Source organism: Streptomyces sp. WZ.A104 (genome assembly GCF_002382885.1).
Lineage (GTDB): Bacteria > Actinomycetota > Actinomycetes > Streptomycetales > Streptomycetaceae > Streptomyces.
In genome coordinates this window covers 1-18,899 of record NZ_NWVL01000111.1, presented here as the reverse complement: position 1 = coordinate 18,899, position 18,899 = coordinate 1, and the positions used below count along the sequence as shown (strand labels likewise).

Annotated in this window: 13 protein-coding genes and 1 pseudogene; 5 read left to right on the top strand and 9 right to left on the bottom strand. The window is 72.7% G+C overall.

The annotated features are described in order from the left end of the window. Positions 1-126 precede the first annotated feature (126 nt). On the top strand, positions 127-765 hold the full coding sequence (locus tag CIB93_RS34855; RefSeq protein WP_096632788.1) for an RDD family protein: 639 nt from the start codon (positions 127-129) through the stop codon (positions 763-765). Between the two features lie 73 nt (positions 766-838). Here CIB93_RS34855 and CIB93_RS34850 read toward each other — a convergent pair whose 3' ends face one another. The 3 genes from CIB93_RS34850 to purN all read right to left on the bottom strand — a co-directional run bounded on the left by CIB93_RS34850 (position 839) and on the right by purN (position 4,733). After that, positions 839-2,368, bottom strand: a complete 1,530-nt coding sequence (locus CIB93_RS34850) for a DUF2079 domain-containing protein (protein ID WP_096632787.1) — start codon at positions 2,366-2,368, stop codon at positions 839-841. A gap of 168 nt (positions 2,369-2,536) precedes the next feature. After that, positions 2,537-4,090: a bifunctional phosphoribosylaminoimidazolecarboxamide formyltransferase/IMP cyclohydrolase gene (purH, locus tag CIB93_RS34845; RefSeq protein ID WP_096632785.1), complete on the bottom strand. Its 1,554-nt coding sequence runs from the start codon at positions 4,088-4,090 to the stop codon at positions 2,537-2,539. Continuing rightward, positions 4,077-4,733, bottom strand: coding sequence for a phosphoribosylglycinamide formyltransferase (gene purN / locus CIB93_RS34840; protein WP_096632784.1), 657 nt, complete (start codon positions 4,731-4,733; stop codon positions 4,077-4,079). The genes purH and purN overlap by 14 nt, the downstream gene beginning before the upstream one ends. 281 nt (positions 4,734-5,014) lie before the next feature. Here purN and CIB93_RS34835 point away from each other — a divergent pair, with 281 nt between their 5' ends. Continuing rightward, complete coding sequence (locus CIB93_RS34835) at positions 5,015-5,875, top strand: hypothetical protein (RefSeq protein ID WP_096632782.1); 861 nt, start codon at positions 5,015-5,017, stop codon at positions 5,873-5,875. Here the strand turns inward: CIB93_RS34835 and CIB93_RS34830 are convergent. Then, positions 5,865-7,730: a DUF6350 family protein gene (locus CIB93_RS34830; RefSeq protein WP_096632780.1), complete on the bottom strand. Its 1,866-nt coding sequence runs from the start codon at positions 7,728-7,730 to the stop codon at positions 5,865-5,867. The two genes, CIB93_RS34835 and CIB93_RS34830, sit on opposite strands and share 11 nt — an antisense overlap. A 126-nt stretch (positions 7,731-7,856) precedes the next feature. On the opposite strand from CIB93_RS34830, the gene CIB93_RS34825 reads away from it, so the two are divergent. Next, complete coding sequence (locus CIB93_RS34825) at positions 7,857-9,122, top strand: helix-turn-helix domain-containing protein (RefSeq protein WP_096632778.1); 1,266 nt, start codon at positions 7,857-7,859, stop codon at positions 9,120-9,122. Positions 9,123-9,235: 113 nt separating this feature from the next. Here CIB93_RS34825 and sucD read toward each other — a convergent pair whose 3' ends face one another. From sucD to CIB93_RS34800, 5 genes are all read right to left on the bottom strand, one after another. Further along, positions 9,236-10,120: a succinate--CoA ligase subunit alpha gene (gene sucD / locus CIB93_RS34820; RefSeq protein WP_096632777.1), complete on the bottom strand. Its 885-nt coding sequence runs from the start codon at positions 10,118-10,120 to the stop codon at positions 9,236-9,238. 21 nt (positions 10,121-10,141) lie between these two features. Next, complete coding sequence (gene sucC / locus CIB93_RS34815) at positions 10,142-11,323, bottom strand: ADP-forming succinate--CoA ligase subunit beta (RefSeq protein ID WP_096632775.1); 1,182 nt, start codon at positions 11,321-11,323, stop codon at positions 10,142-10,144. A 600-nt stretch (positions 11,324-11,923) separates the two neighbouring features. Beyond that, positions 11,924-13,225 (bottom strand): VWA domain-containing protein, encoded by a 1,302-nt coding sequence (locus CIB93_RS34810; protein ID WP_373558835.1) that lies wholly within the window; start codon positions 13,223-13,225, stop codon positions 11,924-11,926. A 77-nt stretch (positions 13,226-13,302) separates the two neighbouring features. Then, positions 13,303-15,675: a DUF5682 family protein gene (locus CIB93_RS34805; RefSeq protein ID WP_096632773.1), complete on the bottom strand. Its 2,373-nt coding sequence runs from the start codon at positions 15,673-15,675 to the stop codon at positions 13,303-13,305. Continuing rightward, positions 15,672-16,796, bottom strand: coding sequence for an AAA family ATPase (locus CIB93_RS34800; protein WP_096632771.1), 1,125 nt, complete (start codon positions 16,794-16,796; stop codon positions 15,672-15,674). The genes CIB93_RS34805 and CIB93_RS34800 overlap by 4 nt, the downstream gene beginning before the upstream one ends. A 176-nt stretch (positions 16,797-16,972) precedes the next feature. Here CIB93_RS34800 and CIB93_RS34795 point away from each other — a divergent pair, with 176 nt between their 5' ends. Both CIB93_RS34795 and CIB93_RS34790 read left to right on the top strand, forming a co-directional pair. Beyond that, on the top strand, positions 16,973-18,445 hold the full coding sequence (locus CIB93_RS34795) for an SWIM zinc finger family protein (RefSeq protein WP_096632770.1): 1,473 nt from the start codon (positions 16,973-16,975) through the stop codon (positions 18,443-18,445). 256 nt (positions 18,446-18,701) lie between these two features. Next, positions 18,702-18,899: pseudogene (locus CIB93_RS34790) on the top strand (hypothetical protein); the annotation flags it as partial.

The window sequence follows — 18,899 nt, the reverse complement described above, 5'->3', positions numbered from 1 at the left end:
CTCCGGGTGGCCAAGTTCCTTAAGCCATCGAGAGGTCTCCCCCATGCCAGCCATGCCCAGAGCCCCCGGGCCCTCCGATCTTACGAATGACCAGAGCAACCACTCTTGAAAGGTAGGACACCCCATATGAGCTTCGGCGACCCGAACAACCCGTACGGGCAGCAGCCCGGCCAGCCGCCCCAGGGGCCGCCGCAGGGCCAGCCCGGGTACGGCTACCCGCAGCAGGCTGCCCAGGGTGTCCCGCCGCAGGGCTACGGCTACCCCCAGCAGCCCGGTCACCCGCAGCAGCCCGGCCAGCCATACGGGGCCTACCCGCAGCAGCCGCCGGGCTACGGCCAGCAGCCCGGGTACGGCGGCGGCATGCCGGAGCTGGCCCACTGGGGTCTGCGGTTCGGCGGGCTGATCATCGACGGGCTCGTCCTGATGGTCCCGTACATCTTCGTCGTCATCGGCGGTGCGGTCGGCGATGCGTTCGGCGCGATCCTCGCCATCGTGGGCTTCCTCGGCCTCATCGGCGTCGCCATCTGGCAGCTGTACCAGGAGGGCACCACCGGCCAGACGGTCGGCAAGAAGGCCGTGGGCATCCGCCTGCTGCGCGAGGCCGACGGCCGCCCGCTGGGCTTCGGCATGGCCTTCGTGCGCCGCCTGGCCCACTTCCTCGACAGCCTCGCCTGCTACATCGGCTGGCTGTGGCCGCTGTGGGACGAGAAGAAGCAGACGTTCGCGGACAAGGTCTGCTCGTCGGTGGTCGTCAAGTCCAAGTGACCCACCCGCACACCCTGTGCGTGCGAAGGCCGCCCCAGCACATCGGGGCGGCCTTCGCGCGTACGCGCGGGGCTCAGCGGCCCCCGCGCACGCCCGGGATCTCCGCCGGCTCCGGCGTCGTACGCTCCATCACCACGAAGCTGCCGCCCCGGTGCTTGAGGCGGTAGCGCGCCTCGGGGTGCAGCTGCTCGGCGTACGCCACCGGGTCCTGGATCGGCCGGGACCAGCCGAAGTCGAGGTTGATGGCGACGATGTCGGGCGCGGTGCCCGGGGCTCCGCCGACCCAGTAGACGGTGCGGTCGGAGGTGAGGTGGGCCATCAGCGTGATGTCCGTCTCGACGCGTGAGCCGGCCGGGATGGCGTCCAGCGCCGCCCGGGCCGCCTGGGCGCGGGCGTCGTCGGTGCGGTAGGTCTCCGGGCGCAGCAGGTCGCGCAGCGGCAGGTGCTGGGTCATCGCGATGGCGATCGCGGTGGCGACGGGGACGGCGACCCTCGCGTACGAGGCGAGCCAGGGGCGGTGCGAGTCGCGGCTGCGGCGGACGCCGTCGGCCATCGCGAGGAACAGCACCGGCATGAGAATCGCGCTGTAGTGCCAGACCATGCCCCAGTGGTTGCTGTCCTGCGAGAGCAGCCGCCAGCCGAGCGTGGGGATGATCAGCAGCGTCAGCGGCGAGCGCAGCGCCATGAACGCGGTGATCCCGATCAGGAAGACCAGCATCTCGATCTTGACGGAGGAGTCGAGGACGCCGAGGACGGAGTCCAGCATCGAGACGTCCTGCTCCCCGTTCTTGTCGATCTTCTGCCAGTAGTCGTACGTGCCCGCGCTGCTGGCCGCCGGGATGAGGACGACGAGGGTGACGACGAAGGCCGCGACGCCGTAGGCGGCGAGCAGCGCACCCTGGAGGCGGCGGCCGTACACGAAGAGGAGGAAGCCGACGACCGCGACGGTCGCGCCGAGGTCCTCCTTGACCAGGACGAGCGGCAGCGACCAGAGCAGGGCGGCCGTCCACCGCTTCAGGAGCAGCGCCCGGCAGACGAGGGCCAGCAGCGGCACGGCGAAGGCGATCTCGTGGAAGTCGGACTTCACCGCTTCCTGAATGCCCCAGGACAGCCCGTACGCGACGGTGACGCACAGCCCGGAGCGGCCGCCGAGGAGCTGCTGGGTGGTGCGGCCGACCACGACCGCCCCCAGCGCGAACAGCGCGGCCTGGGCGAAGAGCAGGGCCGTCGCCGACGGCCAGATCCAGTAGAGCGGGGCGAGCAGCGCCACGATCGGGGAGAAGTGGTCTCCGAGGATCAGATAGCCGGGGCCCTTGATGTCGACGACCGGGGCCTCGAACGCCGCGTACGCCCTGACCTCCTGCTCGAAGATCCCGAGGTCCCAGGAGGGCGAGCCGAAGCGGGCGTACTGGAAGTACGAGTAGAGGAAGTAGAGCGCGCACAGGATCGCGGCGGCGATCAGGTACGGGCGCAGCGGGACGCGTTCGTCGCCGGTGGCCGCGCCCGGGGAACCGTCCGCCGGGCGAGCGTCCGGCCCGGTGCCCTGCGCGGGCAGGCGGCCCGGCTCCGACCGGTCCGTACCACTCTTGTTCAGCTCAAGCACGGTGACTGCCCCCGCTAGGGATTTCTACGGCCGTTCTTTGGATACGGCCGTTCATTAGAACAGAGCGGCGAGCGGATTCCGGACGTCGGACACGGCCGTGGCCGCACCCTTTCGGACAGGTGCGGCCACGGAACGTACAGGTGCCGGTCAGGAACGTACAGCTGCCGGTCAGTGGAAGAAGTGGCGCGTCCCGGTGAAGTACATGGTGACGCCCGCCTTCCGCGCGGCCTCGATCACCAGCTCGTCGCGGACGGAGCCGCCGGGCTGGACGACGGCCTTGATACCGGCGGCGGTGAGGATCTCCAGGCCGTCGGGGAACGGGAAGAACGCGTCGGAGGCGGCGTAGGCACCGGCCGCCCGCTCCTCGCCCGCCCGCTCGACGGCGAGCTTCGCGGAGTCGACGCGGTTGACCTGGCCCATGCCGACGCCGACCGAGGCGCCGTCCCTGGCGAGGAGGATCGCGTTGGACTTGACCGCGCGGCACGCCTTCCAGGCGAAGGCCAGCTCCTTCAGCTCCGCCTCGGAGAGCGCCTCGCCGGTGGCCAGCGTCCAGTTGGCCGGGGCGTCGCCCTCGGCCTGGAGGCGGTCGGTCACCTGGAGCAGCGCGCCGCCGTCGATCGGCTTGACCTCGAACGCGGCGGCCGGGGCCTCGGGGGCGCGCAGCACCCGGATGTTCTTCTTGCGGGCCAGCACCTCGACGGCGCCGTCCTCGTACGCCGGGGCGACGATGACCTCGGTGAAGATCTCCGCGACCTGCTCGGCCAGCTCGACGGTCACCGGCCGGTTGACGGCGATGACGCCACCGAACGCGGAGAGCGGGTCGCAGGCGTGGGCCTTGCGGTGCGCCTCGGCGATGTCGTCGGCGATGGCGATGCCGCACGGGTTGGCGTGCTTGATGATCGCGACGCACGGCTCGGCGTGGTCGTAGGCGGCGCGGCGGGCGGCGTCGGTGTCCGTGTAGTTGTTGTAGGACATCTCCTTGCCGTGCAGCTGCTCGGCTTCGGCGAGACCGCCCTCGCCGGAGGTGTAGAGCGCGGCGGGCTGGTGCGGGTTCTCGCCGTAGCGCAGGACGTTCTTGCGGGCGAAGGTGTCACCGAGGAACTCGGGGAGGCCAGAGTCGCCGGCAGCCGCGTAGTCGTCCGCGAACCAGGAGGCTACGGCCACGTCGTAGGAGGCGGTGTGCTGGAACGCCTCGGCGGCCAGCCGCTTGCGGGCGGTCAGGTCGAAGCCGCCCGCCTTGACGGCCGCGAGGACGTCCGCGTACCGCTCCGGGCTGGTGACGACGGCCACCGAGGGGTGGTTCTTGGCGGCGGCGCGGACCATGGAGGGGCCGCCGATGTCGATCTGCTCGACGCACTCGTCGTCGGAGGCGCCCGAGGCGACGGTCGCCTTGAACGGGTAGAGGTTCACGACCACCAGGTCGAAGGGCTCGACGCCGAGCTCGGCGAGCTGCTCGCGGTGGGCGTCCAGGCGGAGGTCCGCGAGGATGCCCGCGTGGACGCGGGGGTGGAGCGTCTTGACGCGGCCGTCCAGGCACTCCGGGAAGCCGGTGAGCTCCTCGACCTTGGTGACCGGAACCCCGGCGGCGGCGATCCTCCCGGCGGTGGAGCCGGTGGAGACGAGCTCGACGCCCGCCTCGTGCAGACCGCGGGCGAGGTCTTCGAGCCCCGTCTTGTCGTAGACACTGACCAGGGCGCGGCGGATGGGCTTATTCACCGACATGACCGAGATGAACCTTTCGTCCCTCAATGCGATGACCGTCACGGGCGATCCGCCCCACGGCCTCGACGAGCAGCGTGCGCTCGACTTCCTTGATGCGTTCGTGGAGGGCGGCTTCGCCCTCCGGGGTGTCCTCTTCGGTCACCTCGACCACGCCCTGGGCGATGATCGGGCCGGTGTCGACACCGTCGTCGACGAAGTGGACGGTGCAGCCGGTGACCTTCACGCCGTACGCGAGTGCGTCACGCACTCCGTGCGCGCCGGGAAAGCTCGGCAGCAGGGCGGGGTGGGTGTTGACGGTCCGGCCGCCGAAGGCGGCGAGGAACGCCGGGCCGACGATCTTCATGAAACCCGCGGAGACGACGAGGTCCGGGCGGTGAGCGGCGACCTGCGCGGCGAGCGCCTCGTCCCACTCGGCGCGGGTCGCGTGGTCCTTGAGCTTGCACACGAACGTGGGGATTCCGGCCCGCGCGGCACGCTCAAGCCCCCCGGTCCCGTCACGGTCCGCGCCGACGGCGACGATCTGCGCTCCGTACGCCGCCGGGTCGTCGCCGATGGCGTCGAGCAGGGCCTGGAGATTCGTACCGGATCCGGAGACCAGCACGACCAGCCGGGCGGGAACGGAGGAGGGGGGCGGGGAGGCCACGTCGGGGCCCTTTCTCGCGTGATGACCACGTGGTGACACAGGCGCGGCGGCACCGGGGGATGCTCTTTGTAGGGTCGTACGAGAGAATCGCTTCGCCCGATACGGGGAACCCTACGAACGGGCCGACCGTCAGCAACGATACCGGCACACCCGACGGCCCCCACGGGACGGGGGCGTGACCGGGAGGTAGCGTCAGGGGACAGCTCACCGTCCACCGGGTCATCCGGGCGGACGAACCGTCCTCCGGGCGGACATGACGAGATGGGGAAGACGTTCACCACATGCCGGACCGACGCCGCCGCACCGCCTTCCGCCTCCCGCTGCCCGAGCGGGCCGCCCTTCTGATGCGGGAACGCCAGTCCTCCTCGCCGGAGGCCGACGAGCCGGAGCGCGACAATCCGTTCGCCGCGCCGCCCGCGGGCCGGCCGGACCAGCCCTGGCAGCCGCGCCACCCCTCCGGGCCGGGCAACGGGAACGGCGGCTCCGGCGACGGATCAGGGGACGGCTCCGGCGACGGCTCCTCCGGCGACCGGCCGGCGTGGGGCAGCCAGTGGAGCAGCAAGCAGCCCGGCCGGGGCAGCGGCGGCTGGGGCGGCCGCCCCGGCGGGAACGGGTCCGGCGGCCCCGGGGGCAGGGGCGGACCCGACGGCGGTCCCGGCGGAATGCGCTGGGACCCCACCGACCCCGCGCAGCGGCGCGCTCGCTACGCGCTGCTCGGCGGCATGTGGGCCGTCTTCTTCGCCCTCTTCGACCTCCCGGAGATCGCCCTGCTTCTGGGCTCGCTCTCCGTCTACTGGGCGATCAGCTCGCTGCGCACACCGCCGAAGAAGGACGCCGCCGCGGCGGACCGCGCGGCCGTCGTCAGCGGTACGGGAACGACCGGGGCCGCTCCCGGGGGCGGCACGGGGACCGCGCCCACGGTCGCGCAGGGCGTCAGCGGCAAGCAGCAGACCACGGCGGCGATCAGCGGACTGGTGACGGCCCTCCTCGCCCTGCTCATCGTGCTGACGACGTTCACCGTGCAACTCGTCTACCGCGACTACTACACGTGCGTGAACGACGCCCTGACCAAGACCGGCGCACTGTCCTGCAACGATCAGCTGCCGAAGCCGCTGGAGCCGTTCTTCGGCGTCAAGGAGTAGCTCCTTCCGGACCGCCCGGGCCATCCGGGACGGCCGGGTCTTCCGGACCGCCCGGACTGGCCGGACCGGCGGGCTCCGTCGTGGTCGGCTTCCGCACCACCTCCCCCGCGGGGAAGTCGGCCATCAGCCCGCCGGAGTCCCGCTTGAGGGAGGCCCACCGGGCCTGCCGGGCTTCGTTCTCGTGCCAGGGGTCGGTCGGCAGGAAGTCGTAGGGCTGGAACGCCGCCGACGCCCGGGAGGCCGCTTCGGGGGCCTCGCCGGGGGCCGGTACAGGGACCGGTACAGGGGCCGGTGCAGGGGCCGGTGCAGGGGCCTGTACGGAGGAAGCTGCCGGAACGGCCTCGTCCCCCGTCCCGTTGCTCCTGCGCCAGGACGCCCACCAGCGGCGCGGCCGGCCGATGACGGCGGCGGCCTCCTCGCCGTCGCCTTCCTCCGCCCCGGGACCGCTCTTCCCGGCCCTCTTCCCGGCCCTCTTCCCAGCACCTTGCTCTGCGGGTAGCGCAGCCGCAGGTGGAGCGGAGGGAGCGGGCGGAGCGTCCGCTTCCGGGTCCCGCCCCGCGTCTCCTTCCGGTACGTCCCGGCGCCAGGCCCACCCGGGTGTGCGCAGCCGCCACGCCCGCAGCAGGAGGGCCGCCGGCACTCCGATGGCCGCCGTCCACACCAGCGCCGCCGGACCGGTCAGCCACCACACGGGCCCGAACGCGCTGAGCACCCCCGTGCCGAGCGGTCCGCCCGCGACCGCTGTGAGCAACGCCGTACCGGCACCGCACCCCAGCGCGCCGAGCAGGGTCACCAGCACCGTCTCGCGCGGGGTCCAGGCCCGGTCGCGCGGGGCTTCGGCGGGGGCCGCCCCGCGTACGGTGAACCAGGCGACGGCCAGCGCGGCCGCCACCGGGACCGCCAGGGCCGCCCCGCTCAGCAGGGAGCCCGGGCCCTGTTCCGGCACCGCCGCCAGCAGCGGGAAGCCGGGCACCGCCGGGGTGCCGTCGAGGCCCAGCGGGGTGGCGGTGGCTCCCGTACCGAGCGAGAAGCCGGGCCCGAGCCCGTACGCCGCTCCCCACAGCGCGGCGTTCGGCACGAGCGCGGCGGCCAGCAGGAATACGGCGAACCGCCCCGGCCGGTCGCCCGCGAGCGCCAGGAACGCGTCCTGTGCCGCCATCGCGTTCCGGCCGAGGGCCACCGCGACCAGCAGCGCCCCGCCGCCGAGCAGCACCATCACCCCCGCAGCGGCCGACCGGCACGCCGCCTCGGCCCGGTTGCGGAAGAGCGTGCGCGCGGCGGCCTCCTGAAGCACCAGGGGCGACCAGGACGGCAGCGGGCCCAGCGGCCGCCCGGCCGCCGTCCACACCCCGGCCACCACCGAACCGGCCACCACGAGCGCCACCGGGAACGCCAGCGTGTCCGGTTCGACGCGCAGCGAACCGGACCGCGCATAGGCCGCCGCCCCCGCCACGACCAGGAGGTAACCCGCCGTCACCGCGCAGAACGCCCCCGCCCGCGAGGGCCGCGCCCGCCCCTCCTCCGGCTCCACCGCGTCCCGCGCCGCCCGGTGCGCCAGCCAGACCGGGCCCGCCACGAGCAGCAGCGGCACCACGCCGACGGGGGCGGGCACGCCGCTCAGGGTGTCGGGCCGCACGAGCCCGGCGCCGTGCGCGAGCAACCAGACCCCGACCCCGGCGCGCAGCGCCCCGCCGGGTCCGCTGTCCGGGTAAGGGGAACTGATCCACATCACCATGACGAGCACGGTCAGCGACCCGAGGCCGAGGCCCGCGGCGACGGCGCCCCGCACCAGGGCGGAAGCCAGGGCGAGGGTGCGGTTCCGCTCGGCCGGGGCCTTCGGACTGCGTTGCGTCATTTGGGTCACGCGGCCCATGCTGCCAACGACACGCGCTTATTTCGCGTAACGCGCGAACAGCCGTTGTGTCGCTCAATATACGTTTATGTACTTTTTCTCCCAGTGCGGTGGTGCCGGGGGGCACCCATGACCCGGAGCACCACCGATGAGGCCGCTGCGCCGCCGCTGCCCTCCCCCAAGGAGCGCCGCAGACTGCGTGAGTCGAAGTCGTTGAGCGAGGATCAGGTGGCGGCGGCGGTCGGCGTCACGCGCGCCACCGTGCGCTCCTGGGAGACGGGGCGCACGAGCCCGCGCGGACGCAAGCGCGCGCTGTACGCCAAGCTGATCGCCCCGGAAACTCCGTCACCGCCCGAGGCGGCACCGGCGACGGCACAGCCGAAAGCGCCAACCGAGCCGGAAGCCGAAGTGAAGGCGGCAGCGGTAGCGGTAGCGGAAACGGCAGCGACAGCGACAGCGACAGCGACAGCAGAAGCAGAAGCAGCGGAAACGGAAACGGCAGGCGCAGCGGAAGCGCCCCCTGGAGCGGTCACGCCCGAGGAGCAGCCCGACCCCGCGCCCGGCCGCTCCCCCGCTCTCTCCCCCGCCGAAGCGTTCGACGAGTTGTACGCCGGCGCCGCGCCCGCCCTCGTCCGGCAGACCTTTCTCCTGACCGGGCGCCGCAGCCTGGCCCGCGAGTCCGTGGAGCGCGCCTTCCAACTGGCCTGGCACCGCTGGCCCGAGGTGGCCGTCGACCGCGATCCGGTCGGGTGGGTGCGCGCGGCGGCATACGAGTACGCGATGTCCCCCTGGCACCGGTTGCGCCGCGTCCACCGGCACCCCGACGCCCCGCCCACCGAGCCGGGCAAGCGGGCGCTGTTCGACGCGCTGCTCGACCTGCCCCCGGCCTACCGGCGCACGCTGCTCCTGTACGACGGGGTCGGCCTGGACCTCCCGGAGACCGCGGCCGAGACGGAGGCCAGCACCCCGGCTGCGGCGGGCCGCCTGATGACCGCCCGCGCCGCCGTCGCGGAACGGCTGCCCGAGCTGGCGGAGGCCGCATCGCCCGCCGAGCAGTCCGCCCTGCTCCACGACCGGCTCGGCGGGCTCGCCCGCGCCGAGCACGTCCCCGTACCACCGCCCGCCCGTGCCGTGCGCACCGGCAGCGAGAACAAGGCCAAGCTGTGGACGAAGGCCGCCATCGCGGGCGCCGTCCTCCTCATCAGCGTGACAGGGCTGACCCTGCACACCGCGCCGACCCACTACGAACAGCCGATCTCCCCCGCCGAACGCGTCGGGGGCGTACCGCCGCGCGGTGGTCCGCAGAAGCTCACCGCACAGGACCTGAAGCTCCAGAAGTCACTGAGCGAGCAGTTGGCCCACGGTCCGGAACGGCTGGTCCCGCAGCCCAAGTGAGCCGTGCGACAGGTGTGTACGCGAACGGCGCGGGCCCGCACCCCTGGTGGAGAAAAAAGGGGGGTGCGGGCCCGCGCCGTTCACGCGTGGCTGTGATGCCTCAGCCGCCCGAGTCAGGCGCCGAGGATCTCGCGCGCCAGTTTGGCGGTCTCGGTCGGCGTCTTGCCGACCTTGACGCCGGCGGCCTCAAGGGCCTCCTTCTTCGCCTGCGCGGTGCCCGAGGAGCCGGAGACGATGGCGCCCGCGTGGCCCATGGTCTTGCCCTCCGGCGCGGTGAAGCCCGCGACGTAGCCGACGACCGGCTTGGTGACGTTCTTCGCGATGAAGTCGGCGGCACGCTCCTCGGCGTCGCCGCCGATCTCGCCGATCATCACGATGAGGTCGGTCTCCGGGTCCGCCTCGAACGCCGCGAGGGCGTCGATGTGCGTCGTACCGATGATCGGGTCGCCACCGATGCCGACGGCGGAGGAGAAGCCGATGTCACGGAGCTCGTACATCATCTGGTAGGTCAGCGTGCCGGACTTGGACACGAGACCGATGCGGCCGGGCTTGGTGATGTCGCCCGGGATGATGCCGGCGTTGGACTGGCCGGGGGTGATGAGACCCGGGCAGTTCGGGCCGATGATCCGGGTCTTGTTGCCCTTCTCGCCCGCGTACGCCCAGAAGGCGGCGGAGTCGTGAACGGCGATGCCCTCGGTGATGACGACCGCGAGCGGGATCTCGGCGTCGATCGCCTCGACGACGGCGGCCTTGGAGAACGCCGGCGGCACGAAGAGGACGGACACGTTCGCGCCCGTCTTCTCCATCGCTTCCTTGACGGAACCGAAGACCGGGACCTCGGTGCCGTCGAAGTCGACGGAGGTGCCGGCCTTGCGCGGGTTCACGCCGCCGACGATGTTGGTGCCGTCGGCCAGCATGAGCTTGGTGTGCTTCATGCCGGTGGCGCCGGTCATCCCCTGGACGATGACCTTGCTGTCCTTGGTGAGGAAGATAGCCATGGTGGTCTGAGTCCCTCTTCCTTACTTCGCAGCCGCGGCGAGCTCGGCGGCCTTGTCGGCCGCGCCGTCCATGGTGTCCACGCGCTGCACGAGCGGGTGGTTGGCGTCGGAAAGGATCTTGCGACCCAGCTCCGCGTTGTTGCCGTCGAGACGCACGACCAGCGGCTTCTCGACCTTCTCGCCCTTGGACTCAAGCAGCGCAAGCGCCTGCACGATGCCGTTGGCGACCTCGTCGCAGGCGGTGATGCCACCGAAGACGTTGACGAAGACGGACTTGACGTCCGAGTCGCCGAGGATGATCTCCAGGCCGTTCGCCATGACCTCGGCGGAGGCGCCGCCACCGATGTCGAGGAAGTTGGCGGGCTTCACGTTGCCGTGGTTCTCACCGGCGTACGCGACGACGTCCAGGGTCGACATGACCAGACCGGCACCGTTACCGATGATGCCGACCTCGCCGTCGAGCTTGACGTAGTTGAGGTTCTTGGCCTTGGCGGCAGCCTCAAGCGGGTTGGCTGCGTCCTTGTCCTCAAGAGCCTCGTGGCCCGGCTGGCGGAAGTCGGCGTTCTCGTCGAGCGAGACCTTGCCGTCCAGCGCCAGGATGCGGCCGTCCTTGGTCTTCACCAGCGGGTTGACCTCGACGAGGAGGGCGTCCTCGGCGACGAAGGTCTCCCACAGGGTCACCATGGCCTCGGCGACACCCTCGGCCACGTCGGCCGGGAACTTCGCCTGGGCCACGATCTCGCGGGCCTTGACGATGTCGACGCCGGAGTTGGAGTCGACCGGGACCTTCGCGAGGGCCTCGGGGGTCTTCTCCGCGACCTCCTCGATGTCCATGCCGCCCTGCACCGAGGCCATGGCCAGGAAGGTGCGGTTGGTGCGGTCGAGGAGGTACGAGACGTAGTACTCCGCCTCGATCTCCGGGGACAGCTCGGCGATCATCACCTTGTGGACCGTGTGGCCCTTGATGTCCATGCCGAGAATGTCGGTCGCCCGGGCGACCGCCTCGTCGGCGTCGGCGGCCAGCTTGACACCGCCGGCCTTGCCGCGGCCGCCGACCTTCACCTGCGCCTTGACGACAGACTTGCCGCCCAGCTTCTCGGTCGCCTCGCGGGCTGCCTCAGGCGTGTCGATGACTTCACCGGCCAGCACCGGTACACCGTGCTTGGCGAAGAGGTCCCTCGCCTGGTACTCGAACAGGTCCACGCGCGTCCGTCCCTTTTAGTGGTATCGCGGTTCGTTCTTCTGCGTGGGCGTGCCGCGAAGGGCAACGTGACTGCTCTGTCACTAGGGAGGCGTACACGGTGTCCGAGTACGCGGCATGTCCATCCGGCAGGTTATCCCCGCGCTCGGCGTGACCCTAAATCGCAGATCACACCTGAGCGGTGATAACGGTCACAGAGGGTGCCGGGGCGCGTGACACCGCCGGGCTGCTCGGGTTCCGGCCAGGGCCGCCGTCCGGCCCCTGTCCAGAGCCTTGCCGGAGACCTTGCCCGGGATCTCGCCCGGGGCCTCGCGCGATGCCCTGCATGGGATCTGCCTGAGCCTTCCGGCTCCCGGGTGGTGACGCCGGGAGCCGGAAGACCCGCGAGGGGCGGGAGGGGCAGGCGAGTCGAGTGGATCGGTGGTGCGGCGCATTCTTGAGCATGGGCATGTCGGATCCTTCGATGATGGACGGTGGGACGAAGGACAGTGGGGCAAAGAACGGTGGTCGAGGACAGCTGACCCCGGAGCAGCGGAATACCGCCCTCCGTGGCGACGGATCGACGCTTGCACGAGCCCGTGGGGGGTCACGCAAGCCCCTGGTTACCCTTGGGTCTCCTTGTCCGGTATGGGCAGGGGCCTCTTCTCGATCGCCGCCGCCATGACGTCCGGGAAGAGATCCGGCGTACAGGCGAACGCGGGTGCGCCCAGCGCCCCGAGCGCCGCCGCGTGCTCGTGGTCGTACGCGGGCGCCCCCTCGTCGGAGAGCGCGAGCAGCGTCACGAACTGCACGCCGGAGGCCTTCATCGCCGCGACCCGCTTGAGCATCTCGTCGCGGATACCGCCTTCGTAGAGGTCGCTGATGAGGACGACGACGGTGTCCGCGGGGCGGGTGATCTTCGACTGGCAGTAGGCGAGCGCCCGGTTGATGTCGGTGCCACCGCCGAGCTGGGTGCCGAAGAGGACGTCCACCGGGTCGTCGAGCTGGTCCGTGAGGTCGACGACCGCCGTGTCGAAGACGACGAGCCGGGTGGCGAGGCTGCGCATGGAGGCGAGCACCGCGCCGAACACGGAGGCGTAGACGACGGAGGCGGCCATCGAACCCGACTGGTCGATGCACAGGACGATGTCCTTCTTGACGGCCCTGGAGGCACGTCCGTAGCCGATGAGGCGCTCCGGCACGACCGTGCCCGTCGCCGCCGTGCCGTCCGGTCCCGGGATCGTCAGATAGTTCTTCAGGTTGGCCCGGATCGTACGGTCCCAGTCGATGTCGCGGTGGCGCGGCCGACTGATCCGCGCCGAGCGGTCCAAGGCCCCGGTCAGGGCGGCCCGGGTGCGGTGCTCCAGGCGCTTTTCCAGGTCCTCGACGACCTTGCGGACGACGACCCGTGCGGTCTCCTTCGTCGTCTCGGGCATGGCCTTGTTGAGGGAGAGCAGGGTGCCGACGAGATGGACGTCCGCCTCGACCGCCTCCAGCATCTCCGGCTCCAACAGCAGCGCCGCCAGGCCGAGCCGGTCGATCGCGTCGCGCTGCATGACCTGGACCACGGAGCTGGGGAAGTACGTCCGGATGTCGCCGAGCCAGCGGGCGACGGAGGGGGCCGACGCGCCGAGCCCCGCCGAACGGCCGCCGCCCCGGCCTCCCTGCTTCTTCCCGGCGCCCCCGCCGTAGAGCGCGTTCAACGCACTGTCCATCGCGGCGTCCTGGCCGCTGAGGGTGCGGCCGGTGCTGTCGGCGCTGTCCGCCCCGAGCACCAACCGCCAGCGCCGCAGCCGTTCGCCGTCGTCCGGGTGCCGTGCGCCCGGAGTCGTCCTGTCCACCGTCTCCTCCGCCCGTTCCTCCACCTTGGTGGTCGTGGTCGTCCCGATGGCCGCGTCCGTCCCGACCCCCGTGCTGGTCCCGATCTCCGCGTTCGTCCTGACCCCCGTGCTCGTCCCAACCCCCGCGTCCGTCGCGATCGCCCCTACCCTGGTGGTCGTCGTCATCCGGCCGCTCCCGTCGGCTCGGTGTGCCGGCCCAGCAGCAGACTCAGCACCGGCTCCACCGCATCGGCCCTGGCCCGGTCGATCCCGGGGCCGAACCCTGCGGGCGCCCGGTCGACGCCGTCCCGGTGGGCGCTCCCGGGGACGGTCCCGCGCCGGACCAGCTCGCCCAGGGTGCGGCGTACGCCCGGTTCATAGGCGGAGAACGTACGACGCAGCAGCGGCAGCACATCGGTGAACATGTCGGCGGGCACACGGGTCAGCCAGGTGTCCATGAGGCCGAGCAGCCGCTCGTCGTGGACCAGCAGCATGCCGCCGCCCGACGCGCCGCCGACGAACCCCTCGATCCAGGCAGCGGCGTCGGCGGGCGGGGTGCCGGGCGAGAGCGCCAGGCCCATCAGCCGTGCCGCCTCGTCCTCCGCGAGCCGCCCCTCGTCCAGGAGCAGCCGGGCGGACCGGCCCCGGATGACCCCGGCGACCGTGTCGCGGCCCGCCAGCTTGTGCAGCACTGCGTCCCAGCGCTCCCGCAGTCCCGGGGCGGGCGCCGCCCCTGCGAGCAGCAGCCCGATCGCGCCGTGCACGGCCTCCACCCGGCGGCGCAGCGCCTCCGCCCCGTCCGCGTCGAGGCCGGTGCAGGCGGGCGGCAGCCCGACGCAGACGCGATCGGCGAGACCGGCGGCGACCTCGGCGAGCGCCGCCGTGTCCGTGGCGCGCACGTCCCCGTACCGCAGGGAGCGGGCCAGGGCGGGCAGCGCGTCCGCGAGGTGGCCGACATCCGCGTCGAGTGCGGCGCGGTCGGCGAGGGACTTCATCACGACGGGCAGCGCGTCGGGCAGTTTGGCCAGGAGGCAGTGCTCGGCGAGGGCGGTGACGTCGGCCAGGGCGGTCGCCTCGACGGCCTGCCACTCGGCCTTCGCGGTCGCGGCGGTGCGAACGGTGGTGCCCCACACCCCGGCCTCCGCGACCCGGATGTGGAGCTCCGGTTCCCATCGGAGCCGCCAGCTCTCCCGGAAGGTGCCGGTGCTCCCCCGCCCCACGACCGGGTCGCCCCAGCCGACGTCGAGAAGGCGCAGCCGGTGCAGGAGCCGGCTGCGGGCGGCATCGGTCTCCTTGCGCAGGTCGAGGTCCAGCTCGCGCTCCTGCGGTTCGGGCTTGAGCCGCAGGGTGCGCTGGCTGCGGGTCAGGTCCCGTTGCAGCGGGACGGCCGGGGCGGTGTCGGGCACCTCGCCAAGGGTCTCGCCGACGATCAGCCGGTCCTGGACGAGGGCGAGCGGGATGTCGGAGCCCTCGCACATCACAGCCCGTACCGCGTCGGTCGTCTCGCCCAGTCCGGCCAGCAGGCGGCCGCGCAGGGCGGCGAGGGTCTCGGCGAGCCGGACGGCCTCGATGACATGGGCGGTGGAGACGGGCCGGTCCTCCGCGCGCAGCAGTCGGGCGGCCTTGGTCATCCACCGTTCGACCGGGCGGTCGGCCGCGTCGAAGAGGTGGCCGTACCAGCCGGGGGCGTCGATCCCTGCCCCGTATCCGCTGTGCCGGGCGAGCCTGCGGTGAGTCCAGGGGACCCAGGTCAGCTCGGTCTTGACCTTCGGGAGCCCTTTGAGCAGGGCGCGGTCGGCGGCGAGGGTGGTCCGCGCAGCGAGCGCGGGAACGTGCCAGGCACCACAGACGACCGCGACGGCGTCCCCGAACTCCTTACGCGCAACTCGCAGTTGGATACGCATGTACGCCTCGCGCACGGCGTCCCGGGGCTGCCCGCCGTCCCCGTACGCCTCGCGCAGTGCCGTCATGGCCTCCGCCAGCGCGACGAACGGGGCGAGCGCGACATCCGCGTCGCTGCCCTTGCTGGCGCCACTGCTCGTGCTCGTGCTCGTGCTGGAGTCGGTGCTCGGGCCCGGTGAGCGGTGCTCGACGACGTCCTCCCACCAGCGCTCGGGGTCGTCGTATCCGGCAGTCTCGGCGAGCACGCGGATCGGGTCCACGACCGGCGTGACCTCTTCCGCCTCCGGCGTGGCCGCCTTCAGCGCCAGGGAGTGGGCGGCCGGAAGGTCGACGAAGCGCACCGGGACGTCGTGGTCGAGGGCCCAGCGGATCGCCACCCATTCGGGCGAGAACGCGGCCATCGGCCAGAAGGAGGCCCGCCCCGGATCGTCCACCGCGTGCGCGAGCAGCGCGACGGGCGGACGCATCTGCGGATCGTCGGCGAGCGGCAGCAGCGCGTCGCCCTCGGGCGGCCCCTCGATGAGGACCGCGGACGGACGGGCCGCCGCGAGCGCCGCGAGAACAGCGCGGGCCGACCCGGGACCGTGGTGCCGCACCCCGAGCACCCACGGCCCGGCCCCCGCGAGCGCCCCGCTCCCCACCGCGCTCGTCATGCGGATACCTCGCGGCAGGCGCGGTAGAAGTCCTTCCAGCCGTCCCGCTCGCGGACCACGGTCTCCAGATACTCCTGCCAGACCACGCGGTCCGCCGCCGGGTCCCGGACGACGGCGCCGAGGATGCCCGCCGCGACATCGCCGGGGCGCAGGATGCCGTCGCCGAAGTGGGCGGCGAGGGCGAGGCCGTTCGTGACGACGGAGATCGCCTCGGCCGTGGAAAGCGTGCCGGAGGGGGACTTCAGTTTGGTACGCCCGTCGGTGGTCACCCCATCGCGCAGCTCACGGAAGACCGTGACCACACGCCGGATCTCGGCCAGTCCCTCCGGCGCCGCGGGCAGGTCGAGCGAGCGGCCGATCTGGTCGACGCGCCGGGACACGATGTCGACCTCGGCATCCGGGGTGGCGGGCAGCGGCAGGACGACGGTGTTGAACCGGCGGCGCAGCGCGCTGGACAGCTCGTTGACGCCGCGGTCCCGGTCGTTGGCAGTGGCGATGAGGTTGAATCCGCGGACGGCCTGGATCTCCTGTCCCAGCTCGGGGACGGGCAGGGTCTTCTCCGACAGGATCGTGATCAGCGAGTCCTGTACGTCGGCGGGGATGCGGGTCAGCTCCTCGACCCGGGCGGTCATGCCCTCGGACATGGCCCGCATGAGCGGGCTCGGCACCAGCGCGTCGCGGCTGGGGCCGTGGGCGAGCAACTGGGCGTAGTTCCACCCGTAGCGGACGGCTTCCTCGGGGGTCCCCGCGGTGCCCTGCACCAGGAGCGTCGAGTCACCGCTGACGGCGGCGGCCAGATGCTCGGACACCCAGGTCTTGGCCGTCCCCGGAACTCCGAGCAGCAGCAGTGCGCGGTCCGTGGCGAGCGTGGTCACGGCGACCTCGACGAGCCGCCGAGGCCCCACGTACTTCGGCGTGATCACCGTCCCGTCGGGGAGCGTCCCGCCCTGCAGATAGGTGGCGACGGCCCAGGGTGAGAGCTTCCAGCGGGCGGGCCTGGGACGGTCGTCTGCGGCGGCCAGCGCCTTCAGCTCGCCGGCGAAGGCGTCCTCGGCGTGCGGACGCAGGGCCTCGCCGCCGGCCTCCGGCGCGACGGACGCAGTGGTTGTGGGCATGGTCATGGTTCCCCCTCCAGATCGGTCGACCTGATGTGGTTCCCACCGTGCACCATGCCACTGACAGCCAGCCCTGACCTGCGGTCATGTCCCGTGCAGCGGCAGCGCGAAGGACAGGTCGGAGGGCGGGCGGGAGAACAGGCGGGAGGGGACTGTCAGTGGTGCCGCCTACCGTCGTTCCCATGCTGCTATCTCACGGGGGAGAACCCTCACCCACCGACGGACCGGTGGCGCGCCCGACGGTGGAACAGGTGCTGGCACTGGCCCCTGACGACGCCTCACGCAAGGCGGGCGCCAAGCTCGGAACAGCCGGACCGTGGTCCGGCACGGGGTTCGACGGCGCGGGCGCGGTGTGGGGGCTGTGCAAGGGAAGCGGGAGCACGCCGTATCGGACGATTGTCGACACCACCGGACCTGCGTACAAGTGCAGTTGCCCGAGTCGGAAGTTCCCGTGCAAGCACGCGCTCGGGCTGCTGCTGCTCCGGGCGGCCGACGACGGGGTGTTCCAGCGGGGCGAGCCCGCCGACTGGGCCGCCCCGTGGATCGAGGGCCGCCGGATACGCGCGGCCGCGAAGGGCCGGGCCGCCGGCGACGACGAAGCCGCACCGGGGGCCGCCGACTCGGGACCCGCCGACCCCGCCGCCCGGAAGCGGGCGGAGCGCCGGGCCGCCCGGATCACCGACGGGGCCCAGGAGCTGGAACAGCGCCTCGCCGACCTGCTGCGGGGCGGCCTCGCGGCGGCCGACCGCTCGGGCTACGCCCTGTGGGAGGAGACAGCGGCCCGCATGGTCGACGCCCAGGCCCCCGGTCTGGCCGCCCGGGTACGGGAGCTGGGTGCGATCGCCGGGTCCGGGCCGGGCTGGCCGGTGCGGTTGCTGGAGGAGTGCGGCCTGCTCCACCTGCTGGCCACGGCCTGGCTCGGCCGGGAGCGGCTGCCGGACGCCCTGGCCGCGACGGTACGGACGAGGGTGGGCCTGCCGTCCTCCGCCGAAGGCCCCCCGGTGCGCGACCACTGGCTGGTCCTCGCGCAGTACGACACCCCCGATGGCAGGATCGTCGCCCGCCGGATCTGGCTGTACGGGCAGGGGTCGGGCCGTACGGCGCTGCTGCTCTCCTTCGGTGCGGCGGGCCGCCCCCCCGCGCAGGCGCTGCCGGTGGGCGCGACGATCGACGCCGAGCTGACCCCGTATCCGGGCGGCGGGCGGCTCCGGGCCGAGCTGGGGCAGCAGTTCGGAACCCTCACCCCGGCCACGACCCTGTCAAACACCGCCCCGGCCGCACCCATGCCGGGCACCGCCCCGGCCACGCCCCCGCCCGGGATCACCGCGGCCGCCGCGCCCGCCGTCTACGGGGAGGCGCTGCGGGACGACCCCTGGCTGGACGCCTGTCCGGTCACCCTGCGCGAGGTCATACCCGTGCCGTCCAAGAACGGCTGGCAGCTGGCGGACTCCCAGGCGGATTCCGCCCTGCCGATCAATCCGGCCGCGCTGCACCGGCCCGGTTTGTGGAAGCTCGTCGCGCTGTCCGGCGGTGGCCCGGTCACCGTGTTCGGCGAGATCGGCCACCGCGGCTTCGACCCGTTCGCGGCCTGGGACCCGGAGGGCGGGGCGGAGTCCGGTGCCGCTACGGGAGGGGCCCTGGTGCAACTGGTCTGATCCCGGGAGCCGTTCAGGCCCGGTGCCGTCGACGCCGGGCGCCGTTGGCGCATGGTGCCGTTGGCGCTCGGTGCCGTTGGCGCTCGGTGCCGTTGGCGCTCGGTGCCGTTGACGCCGGGCTCCGCCACGCCCCCGGCGACAGCGACCTGGTAGCCGTACCACCCGCCGCCCGCGTCCGACACCCACGCACAGCCACCACGCAATCACCGCCACCGCCACCGCCACCGCCACCGCCACCGGAACTGTGAGGGGAACGATGCCTCGTACGACCGCCGACCGCCCGGCCGGAAACGCAACCACGGACCCGCACCGGAACACGCCCCCCGACGCAACCACCCCCACCCCCGCCGCCCCTGCCTCGACCCGGGCCGTCGACGCGCTCCCCTGGGAGGAGCTGGTCACCTCGGCACTGCTCGGCACCGACCGCCGACCGCCGGTGCCGCAGGGCGCCCCC

Excerpts from the sequence above, each read along its gene's own strand:
- CIB93_RS34835 (WP_096632782.1), top strand. The coding sequence starts at position 5,015 with ATGCCGGACCGACGCCGCCGCACCGCCTTCCGCCTCCCGCTGCCCGAG.
- CIB93_RS34805 (WP_096632773.1), bottom strand. The coding sequence starts at position 15,675 with ATGACGAGCGCGGTGGGGAGCGGGGCGCTCGCGGGGGCCGGGCCGTGG.
- CIB93_RS34830 (WP_096632780.1), bottom strand. The coding sequence starts at position 7,730 with ATGACGCAACGCAGTCCGAAGGCCCCGGCCGAGCGGAACCGCACCCTC.
- purH (WP_096632785.1), bottom strand. The coding sequence starts at position 4,090 with ATGTCGGTGAATAAGCCCATCCGCCGCGCCCTGGTCAGTGTCTACGAC.
- CIB93_RS34795 (WP_096632770.1), top strand. The coding sequence starts at position 16,973 with ATGCTGCTATCTCACGGGGGAGAACCCTCACCCACCGACGGACCGGTG.
- CIB93_RS34825 (WP_096632778.1), top strand. The coding sequence starts at position 7,857 with ATGACCCGGAGCACCACCGATGAGGCCGCTGCGCCGCCGCTGCCCTCC.
- sucD (WP_096632777.1), bottom strand. The coding sequence starts at position 10,120 with ATGGCTATCTTCCTCACCAAGGACAGCAAGGTCATCGTCCAGGGGATG.
- CIB93_RS34800 (WP_096632771.1), bottom strand. The coding sequence starts at position 16,796 with ATGACCATGCCCACAACCACTGCGTCCGTCGCGCCGGAGGCCGGCGGC.
- CIB93_RS34855 (WP_096632788.1), top strand. The coding sequence starts at position 127 with ATGAGCTTCGGCGACCCGAACAACCCGTACGGGCAGCAGCCCGGCCAG.